The organism is Nocardioides sp. Root122 (assembly GCF_001425025.1).
Taxonomy (GTDB): Bacteria; Actinomycetota; Actinomycetes; order Propionibacteriales; family Nocardioidaceae; genus Nocardioides.
Genome location: NZ_LMDE01000014.1, coordinates 40,016 through 58,321 on the forward strand (window position 1 = coordinate 40,016; position 18,306 = coordinate 58,321).

Consider the following 18,306-nt stretch of genomic DNA (forward strand, 5'->3'; position numbering starts at 1 on the left):
CCATCTCGTGGCCCCGGGTCGTGGCCTGCGGATGAGCGACGACCGCACCGACCACGCACTGCTGCAGGCACACCTCGACGGTGACGCCGAGGCGTTCGGCGTGCTCTTCTCCCGTCACCGCGACCGGCTGTGGGCGGTGGCCCTGCGGACCATGGGCAACCCGGAGGACGCCGCCGACGGGCTCCAGGACGGCATGATCGCCGCGTTCCGGCGGGCCGGCTCCTTCCGCGGCGAGGCCGCGGTGACCACGTGGCTGCACCGCGTCGTGGTCAATGCCTGTCTCGACCGGCTCCGGGCCGCGAAGATCCGGCGGTTCGACGCCCTCCCCGACGACGTCGAGGACCGCGGCACGCTCGTCGCCACCGCCGAGCACGACGACCAGCCGGACGTCGCGGCGGAGGACGCCGAGCGGCGGCGGCGCGTGCTGGAGGCGCTGGGGACCCTGCCGCCCGAACAGCGCGCCGCACTCGTGCTGGTCGACATGGAGGGCTACCCCGTCGCCGAGGTGGCGGAGATGCTGGGCTGCGCGGAGGGCACGGTGAAGTCCCGGTGCTCGCGCGGCCGCACCAGGCTGGCCGCCCTGCTCCTCGACCTGCACCACCCGCCCGGTGACCGGCCTCACGGGAACCCGCCTCCCGACGGTCCCGTCCAACCCATGCTCCGGCCACGCGGCCCGCCTGCGCCCTGACTGATCAGCCCTGCCCGTCTTCCCGACCCCCCGACCGCGAGGAGGTGACCCGATGACCGACTCCCCCGACCTGACGCCGGAGCACGACGCCGTACGCCGGCTGCTCGCCGACGCCCGGCACGTCGGGCCCACACCGCCCGAGGTCGTCGCCCGCCTCGACGAGGCCCTCGCCGCCCTGGTCGCCGACCGGTCGACCGCCACCGCTGAGGTCACGCAGGATCTCGCGGGCTCCGGGGTGGACGATGGTCCGCGCGCTCCGGTGGTGGACCTCGCTGCCCGCCGACGCCGGTTCGTGGGCACCGGCCTGCTGGCGGCTGCGGCCGTGGTGGTCGCCGGCGTGGCCCTCGGACAGGTGCTGCCCGGGGGGCAGGGCAGCGACGACGCCGGGTCGAGCGCCGGCGGAGCCGACCGGAGCACCTCGATGGCCGAGGACGACGCCGGCGCCCAGGCGGACGGCAAGGCCGGCGCCTCGTCGAGCCAGGAGATGGCGCCGCAGAGCAAGTCCGCCAGCCCCTCCCCGCTGGCCGCCGTGCCCACCCTGTCCAGCACCGACCCCGAGCTCGCGGAGCAGGTCGAGGCGCTGCGCTCGACGCCGTCCTCGCCCCGCGCCGAACGGCGTCAGACGCTCGACCTGATGCGAACCTGCAGCGTCCCGGAGCTGGGCAAGGGACGCCGGGTGACCGCGCAGGTCGACGGACAGCCCGGCGTGGTGCTGTTCCAGCCAGCCGACGGTGTCGCGCAGGGCGTGGCAATCTACGTCTGCGGCACCCAGGAGCCGGTGCGCACCCTCACGCTGCCCGCCCCCTGACCCGCCGGCACACGGCAGGAACAACGCTGGCCTACGATCGGTTGAGGAGGGTGCACGTCCGGCGTGCCCCCGGCACCGGATCCCCCACCGCAATCGCAGGAGCAGCTGAACGCCCATGAGCACCTCGTCCGCCCACGCCGATTCGACACCGCGCAACGTCATCATCATCGGCTCCGGACCCTCGGGATACACCGCGGCCGTCTACGCGGCGCGCGCCTCGCTCAACCCCCTCGTGTTCGAGGGCTCGGTCACCGCCGGTGGCGCCCTGATGAACACGACCGAGGTGGAGAACTTCCCCGGCTTCCGCGACGGCATCATGGGTCCGGCCCTGATGGACGAGATGCGCGCGCAGGCCGAGCGCTTCGGCGCCGAGCTGGTCTCCGACGACATCGTCGAGGTCGACCTCACGGGCGACGTCAAGGTCGTCAAGACCGCCACCGACACCTACACCGCGCGCTCGGTGATCCTCGCCACGGGCTCGGGCTACCGCAAGCTCGGCCTGCCCCGCGAGGAGGAGCTGTCGGGCCGCGGCGTGTCCTGGTGTGCGACCTGCGACGGCTTCTTCTTCCGCGAGCAGGCCATCGCGGTGATCGGCGGAGGCGACTCCGCCGTCGAGGAGGCGACCTTCCTCACCCGCTTCGGCTCGAAGGTCTACCTGATCCACCGTCGCGACGAGCTGCGCGCCTCGAAGATCATGCAGGAGCGCGCCTTCGCCGACCCCAAGCTCGAGATGGTCTGGAACTCCGAGGTCGCGGCGATCAACGGCGCCGACAAGCTCGAGTCGATCACCCTGCGTGACACCGTCACGGGCGAGGAGCGCGACCTCGAGGTCACCGGCCTGTTCATCGCGATCGGCCACGACCCGCGCTCGGAGCTGCTCACCGGGCAGGTCGACCTCGACGACGACGGCTACGTCCTCGTCGACCACCCCTCGACCAAGACCAACCTCCCAGGCGTCTTCGCGGCCGGCGACCTCGTCGACCACCACTACCGCCAGGCGATCACCGCCGCCGGCACCGGCTGCGCCGCGGCGCTCGACGCCGAGCGCTTCATCGCGGCGCTCGACCACGAGGCCTCCACGGCGGGAGACGCGGCCGCAACGGTCGAGGCGATCGCCGAAGAGGTGCAGACCGCGGGCGCCTGACCACCCCGTACGACCCGCTCCCCGCGGGTCACCGGCCTCTGCGTGCCCGGTCGTCGTCGCCCTGTGGCTCTGTCGACGACCACTGCCCGGTGAACTACCCCCCGTGCCGGCGGCGTCGGGAACAAACTGTCAGACGCGTGGTGTTGACTCAGGACATCACCCGATGACACCTGACTTCCTGAAAGGGGCAACCGCAGTGGCCGACATCGCCGCCGTGACCGACGCCGAGTTCGAGGCGCAGGTCCTCAAGTCCGACAAGCCCGTCCTGGTGGACTTCTGGGCGGAGTGGTGCGGCCCGTGCCGCCAGGTCGCCCCGATCCTCGACGAGCTCAACAAGGAGCACGGTGACAAGCTCACCTTCCTGAAGATGAACGTCGACGAGAACCCCGTCACCCCCTCGTCCTACCGCGTCACCGGCATCCCGACCATCAACGTCTACCAGGGCGGCGAGGTCGTGAAGTCCATCGTGGGTGCCAAGCCCAAGGCCGCGCTCCTCAAGGAGCTCGACGGCATCATCTGAGACACGCAGCCGACCACGAGGAACGAGTGGTCGGCGTGGGCGTGGCCAGGTTGAGCAAGCGACACGATTGAGCGAAGCGAAGTCGGACGAGCGCGTCGAAACCCCTCGTGGGAGGAACAGTCCTCCGAGACGGAGGGTTTCGAGGCACGCTCCGCTCGCACCTCAACCGCCAAGCCGGTTCAGTCGCCCGAGGCGGCCCGCACCGATCCGATCGGGCGGGTCGCCTTGTGCGTGGGACGTACGACGCCCCACATCCGCTCGAGCGCGAGCTCGACCTCGTCCTTCCAGGACACCGCGTTCCGCAGCTCCATCCGCATCCGGGGCGTCGTCGGGTGCGCCCGCTGGGTCTTGAAGCCGACGCTGCCGAGGAAGTCCGCCGGCAGCACGCAGCCGTCCGCGCGGCCCCGGGTGTCGCCGTACGCCTCGATCGCGGGGTGGCCGCGCTCGACGAGGTCGGCGGCCATCGCCTGCACCAGCAGGCGACCCAGTCCCCCGCCGCGCATCGACGGCTCGATCCACGCCGTCGCGGCGACGATCGCGTCCGGTGACGTCGGGGCGGTGGGCAGCGCGGCGGCGCCGGGCAGGCGCGCGGCGGGGGCGTAGACGATGTGGCCGACCGTGCGACCGTCGACGCGCACGACCCGACCGCACGAGCCCCAGTCGCGCAGCACGCCGGAGAGCCAGCTCTCCTTCTCGGCGATCCGCTCGGCCTCGTCGAGGCGCGCCCGGTCGACGGGCGCGAGCTCCCAGAACACGCACGCCCGCACCGGATCGGCCAGCTCCGCGAGGTGGTCGACCGTCAAGCGCTCGGTCTTGCGGGACACGTCCTCGATGCTAGCCGCGTCGTGGGCCTGCGAGGATGGTGACGTGCGCCAGATCCGACAGAGCAAGAAGCTGCAGGGCGTCCGCTACGACGTGCGCGGGCCCATCCTCGTCGAGGCCCAGCGACTCGAGGCCGAGGGCCACCGCATCCTCAAGCTCAACATCGGCAACACCGCACCGTTCGGCTTCGAGGCACCCGAGCAGATCCTCGCCGACATGATCCACCACCTGCCGCAGTCCCAGGGCTACGCCGACTCGCAAGGCATCTGGTCGGCGCGGACCGCGGTCATGCACTACTACCAGTCGCACGGGCTGCGCGACGTCGGCGTGGAGGACATCTTCATCGGCAACGGCGTCTCCGAGCTCATCTCGATGGTGCTGCAGGCGTTCGTCGACGACGGCAACGAGATCCTGGTCCCCGCCCCCGACTACCCGCTCTGGACCGGTGCGGTGACGCTCGCCGGTGGCATCCCGGTGCACTACCGCTGCGACGAGGACGACGACTGGAACCCCGACCTCGCCGACATCGAGTCGAAGATCACCGAGAACACCCACGCGCTCGTCATCATCAACCCCAACAACCCGACGGGTGCCGTCTACAGCGAGGCGACGGTCAAGGGTCTCGTCGACATCGCGCGGCGCCACCAGCTCGTGGTGATGGCCGACGAGATCTACGAGAAGATCCTGTTCGAGGACGCCGAGCACCACCATGCGGCGGCCTACGGCGGCAACGACGTGCTGGTCCTGACGTTCTCGGGTCTCTCCAAGGCCTACCGGGTGTGCGGCTACCGCGCCGGGTGGGTGATGATCTCGGGCCCCAAGGAGCTCGCGACGGACTTCCTCGAGGGCCTCACGCTCATCGCCAACATGCGCATGTGTGCCAACGTGCCGGCGCAGCACGCGATCCAGACCGCCCTCGGCGGCTACCAGTCCATCGAGGAGCTCATCGGTCCCGGCGGGCGCTTCTACGAGCAGTCGATGCTCGCGCACCGGCTGCTCAACGAGATCCCCGGCGTCACCAACGTGAAGCCGCGTGGCGCCCTCTACTGCTTCCCGCGGCTGGACCCGGAGGTCTACGCCATCGAGGACGACCAGGAGTTCGTCATCGACCTGCTGCGCGCCAAGAAGATCCTCGTCACGCACGGCACCGGCTTCAACTGGCCGGCACCCGACCACTTCCGGCTGGTCACGCTGCCCGAGGCGAGCGTGCTCGAGGAGGCGATCGGGCGGATCGCGGACTTCCTCGCCACGCGGCGCTGACGTCCTGCCCCGACGGCACAGGTGCCGTGAGTCACCCCAGTGGCGTCTGGTGGGGCCCACCTCCGGCTCCGTAGGCTCCCCCCATGCGTGACCTCACCTACCCGCCGATCATCTGGACGGCGCTCGCGGGCTTCAAGGCGCTCGGCCAGACCTTCCAGATGAGCGGCACGGACCACGTGCCCCGCGATGGTGGGGTCCTGCTGGCCTACAACCACGTCAGCTACGTCGACTTCATCTACGGAGGCTTCGCCGCGCATCCCTCGCGCCGACTGGTGAGGTTCATGGCCAAGCGCGAGCTGTTCGACCACCAGGCTGCCGGCCCCCTGATGCGCTCGCTGCACCACATCGAGGTGGATCGCGGCGAGGGCGTGGCGAGCTTCCACACCGCGGTCGACTACCTGCGTCAGGGCGAGGCGGTGGGAATCTTCCCCGAGGCGACCATCTCTCGGGCCATGGAGCTGAAGGAGTTCAAGACCGGTGCCGTACGCATCGCGGCGGCGGCCGGCGTACCTCTCGTGCCGGTCATCCTCTGGGGCACGCAGCGGATGCTCACCAAGGACCACCCGCGCGACTTCTCCCGCGGCAAGACCATCGCGATCACCGTGGGCGAGGCCATGCACCCGACCGGCGACGACCCGGTCGGCGACACCGCCGAGCTCCGGCGCCGGATGAGCGGCATGCTGGCTGAGACGATCGCGTCGTACCCCGCCGCCGAGCAGCCGCCCGGCTCCTGGTGGGTCCCGGCCTCCATGGGCGGTTCCGCCCCCACGCTCGAAGAGGCCGAGGCGCTCGACGCCGCGGAGAAGCGCGAGCGAGCCCGCAAGCGTGCCGAGAAGCGGGCAAAGCGACAGAGCGACAAGTAGATCTGTCGACAGGTCTCTATGTCGTTTTGTCGACATTGAGCGTGAAAGGGTCGGCCTGAAAGCATCCGCCGGGGGTTGAGGTGCGAGCGGAGCGAGCCTCGAGACCACCTGCCAGGATCCAGACCCTCGGTGGTTGAGGTGCGAGCGGAGCGAGCCTCGAAACCACGGCACCCCTCGGTGGTTGAGGTGCGAGCGGAGCGAGCCTCGAAACCACGTCACCCCTCGATGGTTGAGGTCCGAGCGGAGCGAGCCTCGAAACCACGTCACCCCTCGATGGTTGAGGTCCGAGCGGCTCGAGCCTCGAAACCACGTCACCCTCGGTGGTTGAGGTGCGAGCGGAGCGAGCCTCGAAACCACGTGTCCGCTCAGATGGCCCCGCCTCCCACGAGGGGCTTCGACGCGCTCGTGTCCCTTCGCGAGCTCAGGGACGTCGCTTGCTCAACCTGGCCGGACCCACGCGACCTGCTCGTACCTCGCAGGCCGCTGGCCGTCTCAGATGGGTCGGTCCTCGCGGTTGCGGGGGTCCATGACGTCCACGATCCGGCGCAGGTCCTCGAGGCTGGCGAACTCCACGGTGATCTTGCCCTTGGCCTTGCCCAGGTCGACCTTGACCCGCGTCTCGAGCCGGTCGGACAAGCGGTCGGCGAGCTCGGCCAGACCGGGGGCCACCGGCTTGCGCCGCACCACGCGCGGAGCGTCCTCGGCCTCGACGCCCATGGACACGATCTCCTCGAGACCACGCACGGAGATTCCCTCGGCCGTCACGCGCGACGCGAGCTTGTCCTGCAGCCCCGGGTCCTCGACGGTGAGCAAAGCGCGGGCGTGGCCGGCGGACAGCACGCCGGCGGCGACACGACGCTGGACGGCCGGCGAGAGCTTGAGCAGGCGGAGCGTGTTGGAGATCTGCGGCCGGGAGCGGCCGATGCGCTGGGCCAGCTCCTCGTGGGTGCACCCGAAGTCCTCGAGCAGCTGTCCGTAGGCAGCCGCTTCCTCCAACGGGTTGAGCTGGGAGCGATGGAGGTTCTCCAGCAGCGCGTCGCGCAGCATGTCGGTGTCGTCGGTCTCGCGGACGATCGCGGGGATCGTGTCGCGGCCGGCCTCCTGGGAAGCGCGCCACCGACGCTCACCCATGATGAGCTCATAGGAGTCCTCGCCGTCCTTGCGGACGACGACGGGCTGGAGCAGGCCCACCTCGCGGATCGAGTGGACGAGCTCGGCGAGCGCCTCCTCCTCGAAGACCTGGCGAGGCTGGCGGGCATTGGGCCGGACCTGGCTGATGGGCAGATCGGCGAAGTACGCCCCGGCGACGGTTCCCCCGCCCGGCGTGCCGGCGTCTGCTCCGTCGTGGACCCTCGTGGGCGATGACGCCGAGGTGCCGTTCGACGACGGTGCGGTCGTGGTCGCCGCCGGGTCGGCGGACTCCGAGGCCGGGGCCTGGGACGGGGCGGTCGGGATCAGCGACCCCAGGCCGCGTCCGAGTCCTCGGCGGGGCGGGTTGGCGTTCATGGGGTGTCCTCGTGAGGTGGTTCGGGGGAGCGGAGCGCGGGAGTGGCCCGCAGCGGGGTGCTCGTGCGGGCGTTCGTCACCCGGGGGCTCCCTTGCTGGCGATCTCCCGAGCCGCCTCCAGGTAGGAGAGCGCACCCGCCGACGCCGGATCGTAGGTCATCACGGTCTGTCCGTACGACGGCGCCTCCGAGACCCTGACCGAACGGGGCACGGCGGTCTTGAGCACCTGGTCACCGAAGTGGCTGCGCACCTCGTCGGCGACCCCGGCCGCGAGGCGGGTCCGGGCGTCGTACATGGTCAGCAGGATGGTCGAGACGATGAGCTCGGGGTTGAGGTGCTGGCGCACCATCTCCACGGTCTCCAGCAGCTGTCCGAGGCCTTCGAGGGCGTAGTACTCCGCCTGGATCGGGATGAACATCTCCCGGCCGGCCACGAGAGCGTTGAGGGTCAGCAGCCCCAGTGAGGGCGGGCAGTCCACGAAGACGTAGTCGAAGCGCTCGTCACCGACGTCGTCCGCCGACCCGATCTGGGGGTGCGCCGCGATCGCCCGCGCCAGGCGCTGCTCGCGGGCGACGACACTGACGAGCTCGATCTCCGCGCCGGCCAGGTCGATCGTGGCGGGCACGACCCAGAGACCCGGCAGGTCGGCGCACTCGGTCATCACCTCGACGAGAGGCTGCCCGTCGACGAGCATGTCGTACGTCGAGGGCACACCTCGGTGGTGCTCGATGCTGAGGGCGGTCGACGCGTTGCCTTGAGGGTCGAGGTCGATGACAAGGACCTTCTGGCCGAGCTGGGCCAGTCCAGCCGCGACGTTGACTGTCGACGTGGTCTTGCCCACGCCGCCCTTCTGGTTCGCCACGACGAACACCCGGGTGGCATCGGGGCGCGGAACACCGTGACGGCGCAGCCCGCCGGAACGAGCCAGCACCGAGTGCTGGGCCGCTTGGGCGAGCGGCGTGGCGTGGTCCGTGAAGTCGGGCCCGTCGACGGCGATGTCGGCTGCGGTCCGGACCTGCCATGCGGGGCGGGTTTCACGTGAAACATCGCGCGCGGGCGTTTCACGTGAAACATCCACGCCGCCGGGCACCTGTGGATGAATCGCGTCATCCTGTGGAGAAACCCGCTCAGCAGGCGTGCCGGAGCCGGTGGAAAACTTTCCATCCGCATTGCTCTCGGGACGCCAGTCCGCGTTCTCGGTGCGACCGTCGGTCACCTCAGACACCTCTCACTGTGCTGCACGCCGCGAACGCCTCGAAGGGCGCCGCTTGGACTCACGGGCAAGGGGCCAACCTATCTGCGTGGGATCGGCCCAGGGGACACGGACCACCGTCGTCGGTGGGTCCGCCACACCGATACCCACTTCGAACACCTCTGGAACGCCGCATCGCCATCTGTGGAGGAACTCCTCAGCCTCTTCGACCTCGTCCTGGACCGAGCGGCCCTTCATCGCCATGAGTGCGCCGGTCGGCGCGACCAAGGGCATCGACCACCCGAGCAGCCGCACCAAGGGTGCCACGGCGCGAGACGTCACGACGTCGAACGTCGACACCCCGTGCAGATGCTCCGCGCGGCCCCGGACGACCGTGACGTGGGACAGCCCGAGCTCCGCGATGACCTCGTCGAGGAAGGTCGTCCGACGCAGGAGAGGCTCGACGAGCGTCATCTGCAGGTCGGGACGCGCAATGGCAACGACCAAGCCGGGGAGCCCGGCACCGGTCCCGATGTCGCACACGGTGGCGTCTGCAGGAATCGCCTCAGCGAGGACCGCCGAGTTCAACACGTGCCGTTCCCACAGCCGAGGCGCCTCTCGCGGCCCGATCAGGCCGCGCAGGACCCCTTCGGTCGCGAGGAGCTCGGTGTACCGCGCCGCGAGGTCGAGGCGCTCGGACGCGAACACCCTCCGCGCCGCTTCCGGCACGGAGGGTGTTTCACGTGAAACGTCGTCGCTCACGCCGGGAGGATCACCACGTGGCGCTTCGGCTCGGCGCCCTCGGACTCGGACGTGAGGCCGGCTGCGGCGACGGCGTCGTGGACGACCTTGCGCTCGAAGGCGCTCATCGGCTCGAGCGACAGGGACTCGCCCGACTCCTTCACCTCGGCGATCGAGGTCTCGGCCAGGGCCACCAGGCGCTTGCGCTGCTCCGCACGGTGGCCGCCGACGTCGAGCATGAGGCGCGAGCGCTCACCGGTCTCGCGGTAGACAGCAAGGCGAGTCAGCTCCTGGAGCGCCTCGAGGACCTCACCGTTGCGGCCGACGAGCTGGCTGAGGTCGGCGCCGTCGATCTGCACGCTGGCGCGATCACCCTCGACGTCCATGTCGAGGTCGCCGTCGAGGTCCGCGATGTCGAGCAGCTCCTCGAGGTAGTCGGCAGCGATGTCGCCCTCGTGCTCGAGGCGCTCGACCTTCGACGGACGAGCAGACGCGCCCTCGGTGGGCTCGCCGGCATCGCTGTCAGTGCCTTCGGTGTCGGTGCTCTCGGTGTCCGCCGGCTCGGTCTCGACGGCATCCGCGCCGGTCAACTGGTCGCTCACGTGTGTCTCCTGCTTGTCGTTGCGTCGGCGGCACCGCACGCGGTCCGCCGTGGAAGTCTGGGTCAGCGCTTCTTCTTCTTGTTGCGCTGCGCCTTGGTCTGCCGCTGTGGCTGCGCGCGGGGAGCCTTGGGCTCCTCCACGACCACCTCGGGCTCGGTGGCCGCCTGACCGGCGGGGACCTTGCCCTTCGCCCGGTCGCGCTCCTCCTTGGCCTTCGCGGCCGGGGTGCCGGGCGCCGGGTTGTTGCGGATCACGTAGAACTGCTGGCACATGGTCCAGAGGTTCGAGACCGTCCAGTAGACGAGGACGCCGATCGGGAACGCGATGCCGCCGACCGCGAACACCACGGGCAGGACGTAGAGCAGCATCTTCTGCTGCTGGGCGTAGGGGCCCGAGAGTGCGTCGGCCGGCATGTTCTTGCTCATCAGCTGGCGCTGGGTCATGAAGGTGGTGGCGGTCATCGCAAGCACGAGCACCGCGGCGACGACCATGACGCCCGTGACGCCGTCGTTGTTGAGGAACGTGCCGGAGACCGGGATCTTGTCGAAGAGCCTGGAGTCACCGAACTGCTTGGCGAGCTCCTCGTCGAGGAAGCCGTGCGCCTTGCCCTTCTTCGAGGCCTGGTCGAGCATCCGGAAGAGCGCCAGGAAGATCGGCATCTGCAGCAGGATCGGAAGGCACGAGGCGAACGGGTTGGTGCCCGAGTCCTTGTAGAGCTTCATCGTCTCCTGGGCGAGCTTCTCCCGGTCGTGCCCGTACTTCTTCTGCAGCTCCCGCACCTTGGGCTGGATGAGCTGCATGTTCCGGCTGGACTTGATCTGCTTCACGAAGAGCGGGATCAGCGCGGCCCGGATGACCAGGGTCAGTCCCACGATCGACAGGATCCACGCGGCGCCACCGGCCGGGTCGAGGACCGTGGAGAGCATCTTGTGGATGCCGACCAGCACGAAGGACACCGCGTAGTAGAGCGGCACCATGATCGCGTGGCCGATGGATCCGAAGAAGTCGAGCACTCATGCTCCTCGTGTTGCAGGGGACTCCGCGGCCGGAGTGGCGCGGGAGGGGACGGGGTCGTAGCCGCCGGCCGCCCACGGGTGGCAGCGGCCGATACGGCGCAGCGAGAGCCAGGTTCCCCGCACCGCACCGTGCACGGTGACCGCCTCGAGGGCGTACGCCGAGCACGTCGGGTGGTAGCGGCACACCTGGCCGTAGAGCGGGCTGATCGCGAAGCGCCACGCACGGATGAAGGCGATGAGGACGTGCTTCATGGCCTGCTCACGCGCTCGAGCGTACGGCCGAGGTCCGCGCCGAGCGCCGAGTAGGACGCCTCGGCGGAGGCGGGCAGTGCCCGGACCACGAGAGCAGCACGACCCGGAAGCGCCTCCAGCTGTGGAAGGTGCTCCCGGGTCAGATGGCGAAGTCGTCTCTTCACGCGCGTGCGTGTGACGGCGTTGCCCACGGCCTTGCTGACCGTGAATCCCACCTGGGGAGGGCCGGCGTCGGCGTCGGGGTCCCACGCGAGGTGGACCACCAGCGTCGTCGAGCCGGCCCGTCGTCCGCTGCGGACAGCGCGACGGAAGCCGTCGCTGTCGGTCAGTCGGTTGACGGTGGAGAGCACGGCGGGGTGCCGTGAGCCCTGGCCGTCAGACGGCCAGGCTCTTGCGGCCCTTGCGGCGACGGCTGGACAGGATCGAGCGACCGGCGCGGGTCCGCATGCGGAGGCGGAAACCGTGCACCTTGTGACGGCGACGGTTGTTCGGCTGGTAGGTACGCTTGCTCACGGCTATTTCTCCGAAGGTTTCGAGGGATGTCCACTCCACAGCGAGTCGGTGCTGGCCTGGACCCGAGTTCCAGATTCGGCCGGCACCGCCCACCCACGCGGCCGCCGTGTGGCGGATCGTGGACATGCGGCACCCGTCGACAAGGAGCGACCGGCCAACGGTACGCGGTGGGGAAAGAGGGGGTCAAACCCACGGGACCTCCCTGCGGGCCGGCCTGTGGATGACGTCTTGCCCGAGGCCTCGCCGGGTTGTTACGTTCCCTGTCTCCGCGGTCTGCGAAAACCACGGTTCGTCCAGGGTCCGCAGTGCGCTGTGACCCGGGTCACATGGTGTCTGATTCCGCCTCTGACCTGCGCAAACGCTGGAAGGATCGCCGGCTGGAGCAGCGTGGGGAGCCCGGTCGCAGCGATCGGGCTCATCAGTTCACAGCTTGTGGACAACTCTGTGGACTCGGGCGCGGCGTTGCACCCGGTGTGACTCAGACTGTGACTCGAATATGAAACAGCGAAGGCGGTCCGGGTGGACGACCAGCAGGTAGATCTCGGAACGGCGTGGCAGCAGATCGTCGAGGACCTCCAGCCCAACCAGCGTGCCTGGTTGCGCCCGAGCGTGCCGATGACGCTCCACGAGAACACCGCGATCATCGCCGTGCCCAACGACTTCACCCGCAACCAGCTCGAGGGCCGGCTGCGCAACCACATCGAGGACGCCCTGACCGAGGGCTTCGGTCGCGAGATCCGGATGCTCGTCACGGTGAACCCCGCGCTCGAGTCCGAGGCACCGCCACAGATCGACGAATCGACAGATGGATCTATCGCTTTGTCGACAAATGACGCGCGTCCTCTCGAGCAGGCGCCGCCGGCGATGTCCGACCCCGAGCCCTCGATGGGCCAGGGTGAGCGCCGCCCGTCAGCGCTCGAGACCCGGCTCAACCCCAAGTACACGTTCGAGACCTTCGTCATCGGCTCGTCCAACCGCTTTCCGCACGCCGCCGCCGTCGCGGTCGCCGAGGCCCCGGGCAAGGCCTACAACCCGCTGCTCGTCTACGGCGAGTCCGGCCTGGGCAAGACGCATCTGCTGCACGCGATCGGGCACTACGTCCGCAGCCTCTACAGCAACGCCAAGGTGCGCTACGTCTCCAGCGAGGAGTTCACCAACGAGTTCATCAACGCCATCCGCGACGACCGGCAGGACCGCTTCAAGCGCCGCTACCGCGACGTCGACGTGCTGCTGATCGACGACATCCAGTTCCTCGAGGGCAAGACGCAGACGCAGGAGGAGTTCTTCCACACGTTCAACACCCTCCACAACGCCAACAAGCAGATCGTGCTGACGTCCGACCGCGCGCCCAAGCGGCTCGAGGCCCTGGAGGACCGGCTCCGCAACCGGTTCGAGTGGGGACTCATCACCGACGTGCAGCCGCCGGACCTCGAGACCCGCATCGCGATCCTGCGCAAGAAGGCCGCGATGGACCGGCTCACCGCGCCGCCGGACGTCCTGGAGTTCATCGCCTCGAAGATCCAGACCAACATCCGCGAGCTCGAGGGTGCGCTGATCCGCGTGACGGCCTTCGCGAACCTCAACCGCCAGGAGGTCGACATGACCCTGGCCGAGATCGTGCTCAAGGACCTGATCCCCGAGGGTGGCGAGCCGGAGATCACCCACGCGCTCATCATCGCCCAGACCGCGGCCTACTTCGGCGTCTCGCTCGAGGACCTCACCGGTCCCTCACGCGGACGGCACCTGGTGATGGCCCGACAGATCGGGATGTACCTCTGTCGCGAGCTCACCAGCATGTCGCTGCCCCAGATCGGACGTGAGTTCGGCGGACGCGACCACACCACGGTGATGTACGCCGATCGCAAGATCCGCCAGCTGCTCGCCGAGCGCCGCGCGGTCTTCAACCAGGTCAGCGAGCTCACCAACCGCGTGAAGATGCAGGCCCGCCAGGCCTGAGGCTGTGGTCCACCTCGAGCCGGGCCGCTCGGTGTGGAGAAGTTGTGGTTCGGTCCGCCGCGTCGTCCCCAGCCCCTGTGGACTCATGGGGACGAACCACACGGATCCGCTCGCCCGTCCACACCGCCACCAAGCCGCCCCCACGGCGTCCACACCCCGTGTGCACATGGGTGCGACCGCCTGACCTGCGCAAACACGAGTTCTCCACAGTTTCCACGGACCCTATGACCACTACGAACCTGAAGACTGGTCCGATCTCCCACCAACACCGAACCGCGCTCCCTCTGGGGAGAACCCTCCCGCCGTGTCGGAAGCGCGTGGCAGGATGCTCATCCCACGCGCCTGTGCGCGTCTTCTTGTCTGCCCGATCGCCCCGCCCTCTCCGCACCACCTCTCCCTGAGGAGACCCTTGTGAAGTTCCGCGTCGAACGCGACGTCTTCGCCGATGCCGTCGCCTGGGCTGCTCGCAGCCTCCCTGTCCGTCCCAGCTCGCCGGTGCTGGCCGGTCTGCTGATCGAGGCGAGCGACGCGGGCCTGATGCTCTCGACCTTCGACTACGAGACCTCGGCGCGCGCCACCCTCACCGCGGAGGTCAACGACGAGGGCAAGGCGCTGGTCAGTGGCCGGCTCCTGGCCGACATCTGCCGCAGCCTCCCGGCCAAGCCCGTCGAGCTCACCCTCGACGGCCCCCGCGTCTCGCTCACCTGTGGCTCCGCCCGGTTCAGCCTGCAGACCATGCCGGTCGCCGACTACCCGACGCTGCCCGAGATGCCGTCCGCCACCGGCACCGTCTCGAGCGCCGACTTCGCCCACGCCGTGTCCCAGGCGGTGACCGCCGCGGGCCGCGACGACATGCTGCCCGTGCTCACCGGCGTACGGATCGAGATCGACGGCTCCACCATGGCGCTGCTCGCCACCGACCGCTTCCGCCTCTCCCACCGCGAGCTCACCTGGAACCCGCAGTCCCCCGACGCCTCGGTGGCCGCGCTGGTCCCCGCGAAGGTGCTCGGCGACACCGCCAAGTCCCTGACCTCGGGCGCCGAGGTGACGATCGCGCTCAGCTCGGGCGGCACCGGCGAGGGACTCATCGGATTCGAGGGCACGGGTCTCGGTGGTGTCCGCCGCACGACTACCCGCCTGCTCGACGGCGAGTTCCCGAAGGTCCGCTCCCTCTTCCCGGCCGAGCACCTCACCGTCGCCAAGGTCAACAAGGCCGAGCTGATCGAGACCGTCAAGCGCGTCGCCCTCGTGGCCGAGCGCAACACCGCCGTGCAGATGAAGTTCGGCGACCACCAGATCGTGCTCGACGCCGGTTCGGGCGACGAGGCGATGGCGACCGAGGCCGTCGACGCCGACATCACCGGTGACGACCTGACCACCGGCTTCAACCCGCAGTTCCTCCTCGACGGCCTCACCGCCATCGACGGGGAGTTCGTCGACCTCGCCTTCACCCAGGCGACGAAGCCCGTCGTCATCTCCGGCACCGACGCGGACGACGACTCGAGCTCGTTCCGCTACCTCCTGATGCCGCGACGCCTGCTGAGCTGAGGCTTCCGGACCCAGGCTGCCAGGCACATCCCGGGGGTTTCGTCGCGCCGTCCCGACCTCGTTCCTCGGTCGGGCGCTTCCTCAACCTCCTCCGCTGCGCCGTGCACTCGTTCCTCCTGCACGGCTACGCTCCGGACATGGACATCGGACTCATCGGCCTCGGCAAGATGGGCGGCAACATGCGCGAGCGCATGCGGCGCGCCGGACTCACGGTGGTCGGCTACGACCGCAACCCCGACGTCAGCGACGTCGACTCGCTCACAGCGCTGGTCGAGGCACTGCCCAGCCCCAAGGTCGTGTGGGTGATGGTGCCCGCCGGCGACCCGACCCGCGCGACGGTCAAGGAGCTCGCCGACCTGCTCGGCGAGGGCGACGTGGTGGTCGACGGCGGCAACTCGCGGTGGACCGACGACATCGCCAACGCCGAGCTGCTCGCCGAGAAGGGCATCGGCTACGTCGACTGCGGCGTCTCCGGCGGTGTCTGGGGCCTCGAGAACGGCTACGCGCTGATGTACGGCGGCGACGCCGACGACGTCGCCAAGGTCCAGGAGGCCTTCGACGCCCTCAAGCCCGAGGGCGACTTCGGCTCGGTGCACGCCGGCAAGGTCGGCGCGGGCCACTTCAGCAAGATGGTCCACAACGGCATCGAGTACGCGATCATGCAGGCCTACGCCGAGGGCTGGGAGCTGCTCGACAAGGCCGAGCTCACCGACAACGTCACCGAGGTCTTCCGGTCGTGGCGCGAGGGCACGGTCATCCGCTCGTGGCTGCTCGACCTGATGGTCAACGCCCTCGACGAGGACCCCGGGCTGAGCAAGATCGCCGGCTACGCCGCAGACTCCGGCGAGGGCCGCTGGACCGTCGAGGCGGGGATCGAGCACGGCGTCGCCACCCCGGCGATCACCGCCGCGCTCTATGCCCGGTTCGTCTCCCAGCAGGACGACTCCCCGACGATGAAGGCCGTGGCCGCGATGCGCAACCAGTTCGGTGGCCACGCGGTGCGCTCGACCGCGCCCAAGGGCGGCGACGCCGAGGGCAGCACCGGCGCGGAGCAGTCCGAGACCGCCCAGAAGGCCGGCGCGGGCTCCGACCGGGAGCAGGGCGAGAGCTAGGCCATGACGTGCACGTCGCGCACCTGACCCTGCACGACTTCCGCTCCTACGCCGACCTCGACGTGGCCCTGGAGCCGGGAGCGACGGCCTTCATCGGTCGCAACGGCCAGGGCAAGACCAACCTCGTCGAGGCGATCGACTATCTCTCGCGCCTCTCCTCGCACCGCGTCGCCACCGACACGCCGCTCGTGCGGGCCGGTGCCGACCAGGCGATCGTGCGCGCCTCGGTCGTGAAGGAGGGACGCACGGCGCTGCTCGAGGTCGAGCTCAACCCGGGCCGGGCCAACCGGGCGCGGATCAACCGCTCACCGCTCCCCCGTCCGCGCGAGCTCATCGGTCTGGTGCGCACCGTCGTCTTCGCGCCCGACGACCTCACCCTGGTCAAGGGCGACCCGTCCGACCGCCGCAAGTTCCTCGACGACCTCCTGGTGCTCCGGGTGCCGCGACTGGCCGGGGTCCGGTCGGACTACGACCGGATCCTCAAGCAGCGCAACAGCCTGCTCAAGACCGCCGGCGTGGCCCGTGGTGGCTCGCGCGACGCGGCGATGTCGACGCTCGAGATCTGGGACGACAACCTGGCGCGGGTCGGCGCCGAGCTGCTCGGCGCGCGCCTCCAGCTGGTCGAGGACCTGCGCCCCTACCTCGGCAAGGCCTACGAGGCCGTGGCCCGCGGCGCCAGCCGCGACGACGCCGACCTCGACTACCGTGCGAGCCTCGAGGTGGCCGGCACCGACGACCTGCAGCAGGCGCTCCTCGACGCCATCGCCACCCGGCGCAAGGACGAGCTCGACCGCGGGATCTCCCTCGTCGGCCCGCACCGCGACGACCTGCTGCTCACCCTCGGGACGGGGCCCGATCCTGGCGACCTGCGCCTGCCGGTGAAGGGCTACGCCTCCCACGGGGAGTCGTGGTCCTTCGCGCTCGCGCTCCGGCTGGCGTCGTACGACCTGCTGCGCGCCGACGGCGACGACCCGATCCTCGTCCTCGACGACGTGTTCGCCGAGCTCGACGTGGAGCGCCGTAACCAGCTGGCCCAGCTCGTGGCCGGTGCGGAGCAGGTGCTGGTCACCGCCGCGGTCGCCGCCGACGTGCCCGACGCGCTGCAAGGTGTGCGGTTCGTGGTGGCCGACGGGCAGGTGACCCGTGACGAGTGACGAGCCGGAGCTCGTGACCGGCGACGCCGCGGCCCCGCGGAGCGAGTCGAACGGGCCGAACGAGTCGGTCGAGCACCGGCCCGACGGTCTCGACCTGGCCCGGGCCGCCGCCCGCGCGGCCGCTGCGAGCCCGGGCACCCCGGCCAAGCGGCGCCCGGCCGCCGCGTTCCGGAGGCGGACGACCACGACGTCGTCGGGGGCTCGACCCGACGACCGCGACCCCCAGCCGCTCGGGTCCGCGATGGGTCGGCTGATCGCCCAGCACGGCTGGGAGCTCGACCTCAAGGTCCAGGGCGTCTTCGGGCGTTGGGCCGAGCTCGTCGGCGACGAGGTCGCCGCGCACTGCACACCCGAGTCCTTCGCCGACGGTCGCCTGGTGGTGCGGACCGATTCCACCGCCTGGGCCACGCAGCTCAAGCTGCTCACCCCCACCGTCGTACGCCGCCTCAACGAGGAGCTCGGCCACGGCACCGTCACCGTGATCGAGGTGCTCGGCCCCCACCTGCCGACCTGGACCAAGGGTCGGCTCTCCAGCCGCGACGGCCGCGGGCCGCGCGACACCTACGGCTGAGCCGGCGCACCTCGGGACCCTGCGCGCCGGAGGCGCGA

General features: G+C 70.1%; 20 protein-coding genes. 11 read left to right on the plus strand and 9 right to left on the minus strand.

Annotated features, from left to right (window positions below; translation table 11 throughout):
• Positions 1 to 7: 7 nt before the first annotated feature.
• From sigM to trxA, 4 genes are all read left to right on the plus strand, one after another.
• A complete protein-coding gene (sigM, locus tag ASC64_RS18640; protein WP_235563824.1) occupies positions 8 to 688 on the plus strand; it encodes an RNA polymerase sigma factor SigM in 681 nt (226 codons plus the stop codon).
• A gap of 52 nt (positions 689 to 740) precedes the next feature.
• A complete protein-coding gene (locus ASC64_RS18645; RefSeq protein ID WP_056909066.1) occupies positions 741 to 1,496 on the plus strand; it encodes a hypothetical protein in 756 nt (251 codons plus the stop codon).
• 115 nt (positions 1,497 to 1,611) lie between these two features.
• A complete protein-coding gene (trxB, locus tag ASC64_RS18650) occupies positions 1,612 to 2,640 on the plus strand; it encodes a thioredoxin-disulfide reductase (protein ID WP_056909067.1) in 1,029 nt (342 codons plus the stop codon).
• Between the two features lie 196 nt (positions 2,641 to 2,836).
• Entirely contained in the window at positions 2,837 to 3,160 is a 324-nt protein-coding gene (gene trxA, locus ASC64_RS18655; RefSeq protein WP_056909068.1) for a thioredoxin, read from the plus strand.
• 179 nt (positions 3,161 to 3,339) lie between these two features.
• On the opposite strand, the gene ASC64_RS18660 is transcribed toward trxA, so the two are convergent.
• Positions 3,340 to 3,984, minus strand: a complete 645-nt coding sequence (locus ASC64_RS18660) for a GNAT family N-acetyltransferase (protein ID WP_056909069.1) — start codon at positions 3,982 to 3,984, stop codon at positions 3,340 to 3,342.
• 43 nt (positions 3,985 to 4,027) lie between these two features.
• Here ASC64_RS18660 and ASC64_RS18665 point away from each other — a divergent pair, with 43 nt between their 5' ends.
• Positions 4,028 to 5,242, plus strand: a complete 1,215-nt coding sequence (locus ASC64_RS18665) for a pyridoxal phosphate-dependent aminotransferase (RefSeq protein ID WP_056909070.1) — start codon at positions 4,028 to 4,030, stop codon at positions 5,240 to 5,242.
• Between the two features lie 83 nt (positions 5,243 to 5,325).
• Positions 5,326 to 6,105: a lysophospholipid acyltransferase family protein gene (locus ASC64_RS18670; RefSeq protein WP_056909071.1), complete on the plus strand. Its 780-nt coding sequence runs from the start codon at positions 5,326 to 5,328 to the stop codon at positions 6,103 to 6,105.
• Between the two features lie 492 nt (positions 6,106 to 6,597).
• On the opposite strand, the gene ASC64_RS18675 is transcribed toward ASC64_RS18670, so the two are convergent.
• From ASC64_RS18675 to rpmH, 8 genes are all read right to left on the minus strand, one after another.
• Entirely contained in the window at positions 6,598 to 7,611 is a 1,014-nt protein-coding gene (locus ASC64_RS18675) for a ParB/RepB/Spo0J family partition protein (protein ID WP_056909072.1), read from the minus strand.
• Between the two features lie 76 nt (positions 7,612 to 7,687).
• Positions 7,688 to 8,827: a ParA family protein gene (locus ASC64_RS18680; RefSeq protein WP_327152690.1), complete on the minus strand. Its 1,140-nt coding sequence runs from the start codon at positions 8,825 to 8,827 to the stop codon at positions 7,688 to 7,690.
• Positions 8,828 to 8,839: 12 nt separating this feature from the next.
• Positions 8,840 to 9,565, minus strand: coding sequence for a 16S rRNA (guanine(527)-N(7))-methyltransferase RsmG (gene rsmG, locus ASC64_RS18685; protein WP_056909074.1), 726 nt, complete (start codon positions 9,563 to 9,565; stop codon positions 8,840 to 8,842).
• Positions 9,562 to 10,146, minus strand: coding sequence for a Jag family protein (locus tag ASC64_RS18690; protein ID WP_156385292.1), 585 nt, complete (start codon positions 10,144 to 10,146; stop codon positions 9,562 to 9,564). The genes rsmG and ASC64_RS18690 overlap by 4 nt, the downstream gene beginning before the upstream one ends.
• A gap of 62 nt (positions 10,147 to 10,208) precedes the next feature.
• Entirely contained in the window at positions 10,209 to 11,159 is a 951-nt protein-coding gene (yidC, locus tag ASC64_RS18695) for a membrane protein insertase YidC (protein WP_056909075.1), read from the minus strand.
• A complete protein-coding gene (gene yidD / locus ASC64_RS18700; protein ID WP_056909076.1) occupies positions 11,160 to 11,414 on the minus strand; it encodes a membrane protein insertion efficiency factor YidD in 255 nt (84 codons plus the stop codon).
• Positions 11,411 to 11,764: a ribonuclease P protein component gene (gene rnpA, locus ASC64_RS18705; protein ID WP_056909077.1), complete on the minus strand. Its 354-nt coding sequence runs from the start codon at positions 11,762 to 11,764 to the stop codon at positions 11,411 to 11,413. Before rnpA ends, yidD begins: the two co-directional genes overlap by 4 nt.
• Positions 11,765 to 11,789: 25 nt before the next feature.
• Positions 11,790 to 11,927 carry a 50S ribosomal protein L34 gene (gene rpmH, locus ASC64_RS18710; RefSeq protein WP_056156542.1) on the minus strand — a complete coding sequence of 46 codons (138 nt, stop codon included), beginning with the start codon at positions 11,925 to 11,927 and terminating at the stop codon, positions 11,790 to 11,792.
• Positions 11,928 to 12,446: 519 nt separating this feature from the next.
• Here rpmH and dnaA point away from each other — a divergent pair.
• From dnaA to ASC64_RS18735, 5 genes are all read left to right on the plus strand, one after another.
• Positions 12,447 to 13,883 (plus strand): chromosomal replication initiator protein DnaA, encoded by a 1,437-nt coding sequence (gene dnaA, locus ASC64_RS18715; protein ID WP_056909078.1) that lies wholly within the window; start codon positions 12,447 to 12,449, stop codon positions 13,881 to 13,883.
• A gap of 411 nt (positions 13,884 to 14,294) precedes the next feature.
• Positions 14,295 to 15,431: a DNA polymerase III subunit beta gene (dnaN, locus tag ASC64_RS18720; protein ID WP_056909079.1), complete on the plus strand. Its 1,137-nt coding sequence runs from the start codon at positions 14,295 to 14,297 to the stop codon at positions 15,429 to 15,431.
• Between the two features lie 137 nt (positions 15,432 to 15,568).
• Positions 15,569 to 16,543 (plus strand): phosphogluconate dehydrogenase (NAD(+)-dependent, decarboxylating), encoded by a 975-nt coding sequence (gene gnd / locus ASC64_RS18725; protein WP_082550657.1) that lies wholly within the window; start codon positions 15,569 to 15,571, stop codon positions 16,541 to 16,543.
• 8 nt (positions 16,544 to 16,551) lie between these two features.
• On the plus strand, positions 16,552 to 17,697 hold the full coding sequence (recF, locus tag ASC64_RS18730) for a DNA replication/repair protein RecF (protein ID WP_056909080.1): 1,146 nt from the start codon (positions 16,552 to 16,554) through the stop codon (positions 17,695 to 17,697).
• Complete coding sequence (locus ASC64_RS18735; RefSeq protein ID WP_082550635.1) at positions 17,687 to 18,268, plus strand: DUF721 domain-containing protein; 582 nt, start codon at positions 17,687 to 17,689, stop codon at positions 18,266 to 18,268. Before recF ends, ASC64_RS18735 begins: the two co-directional genes overlap by 11 nt.
• The last annotated feature ends 38 nt before the right edge of the window (positions 18,269 to 18,306 follow it).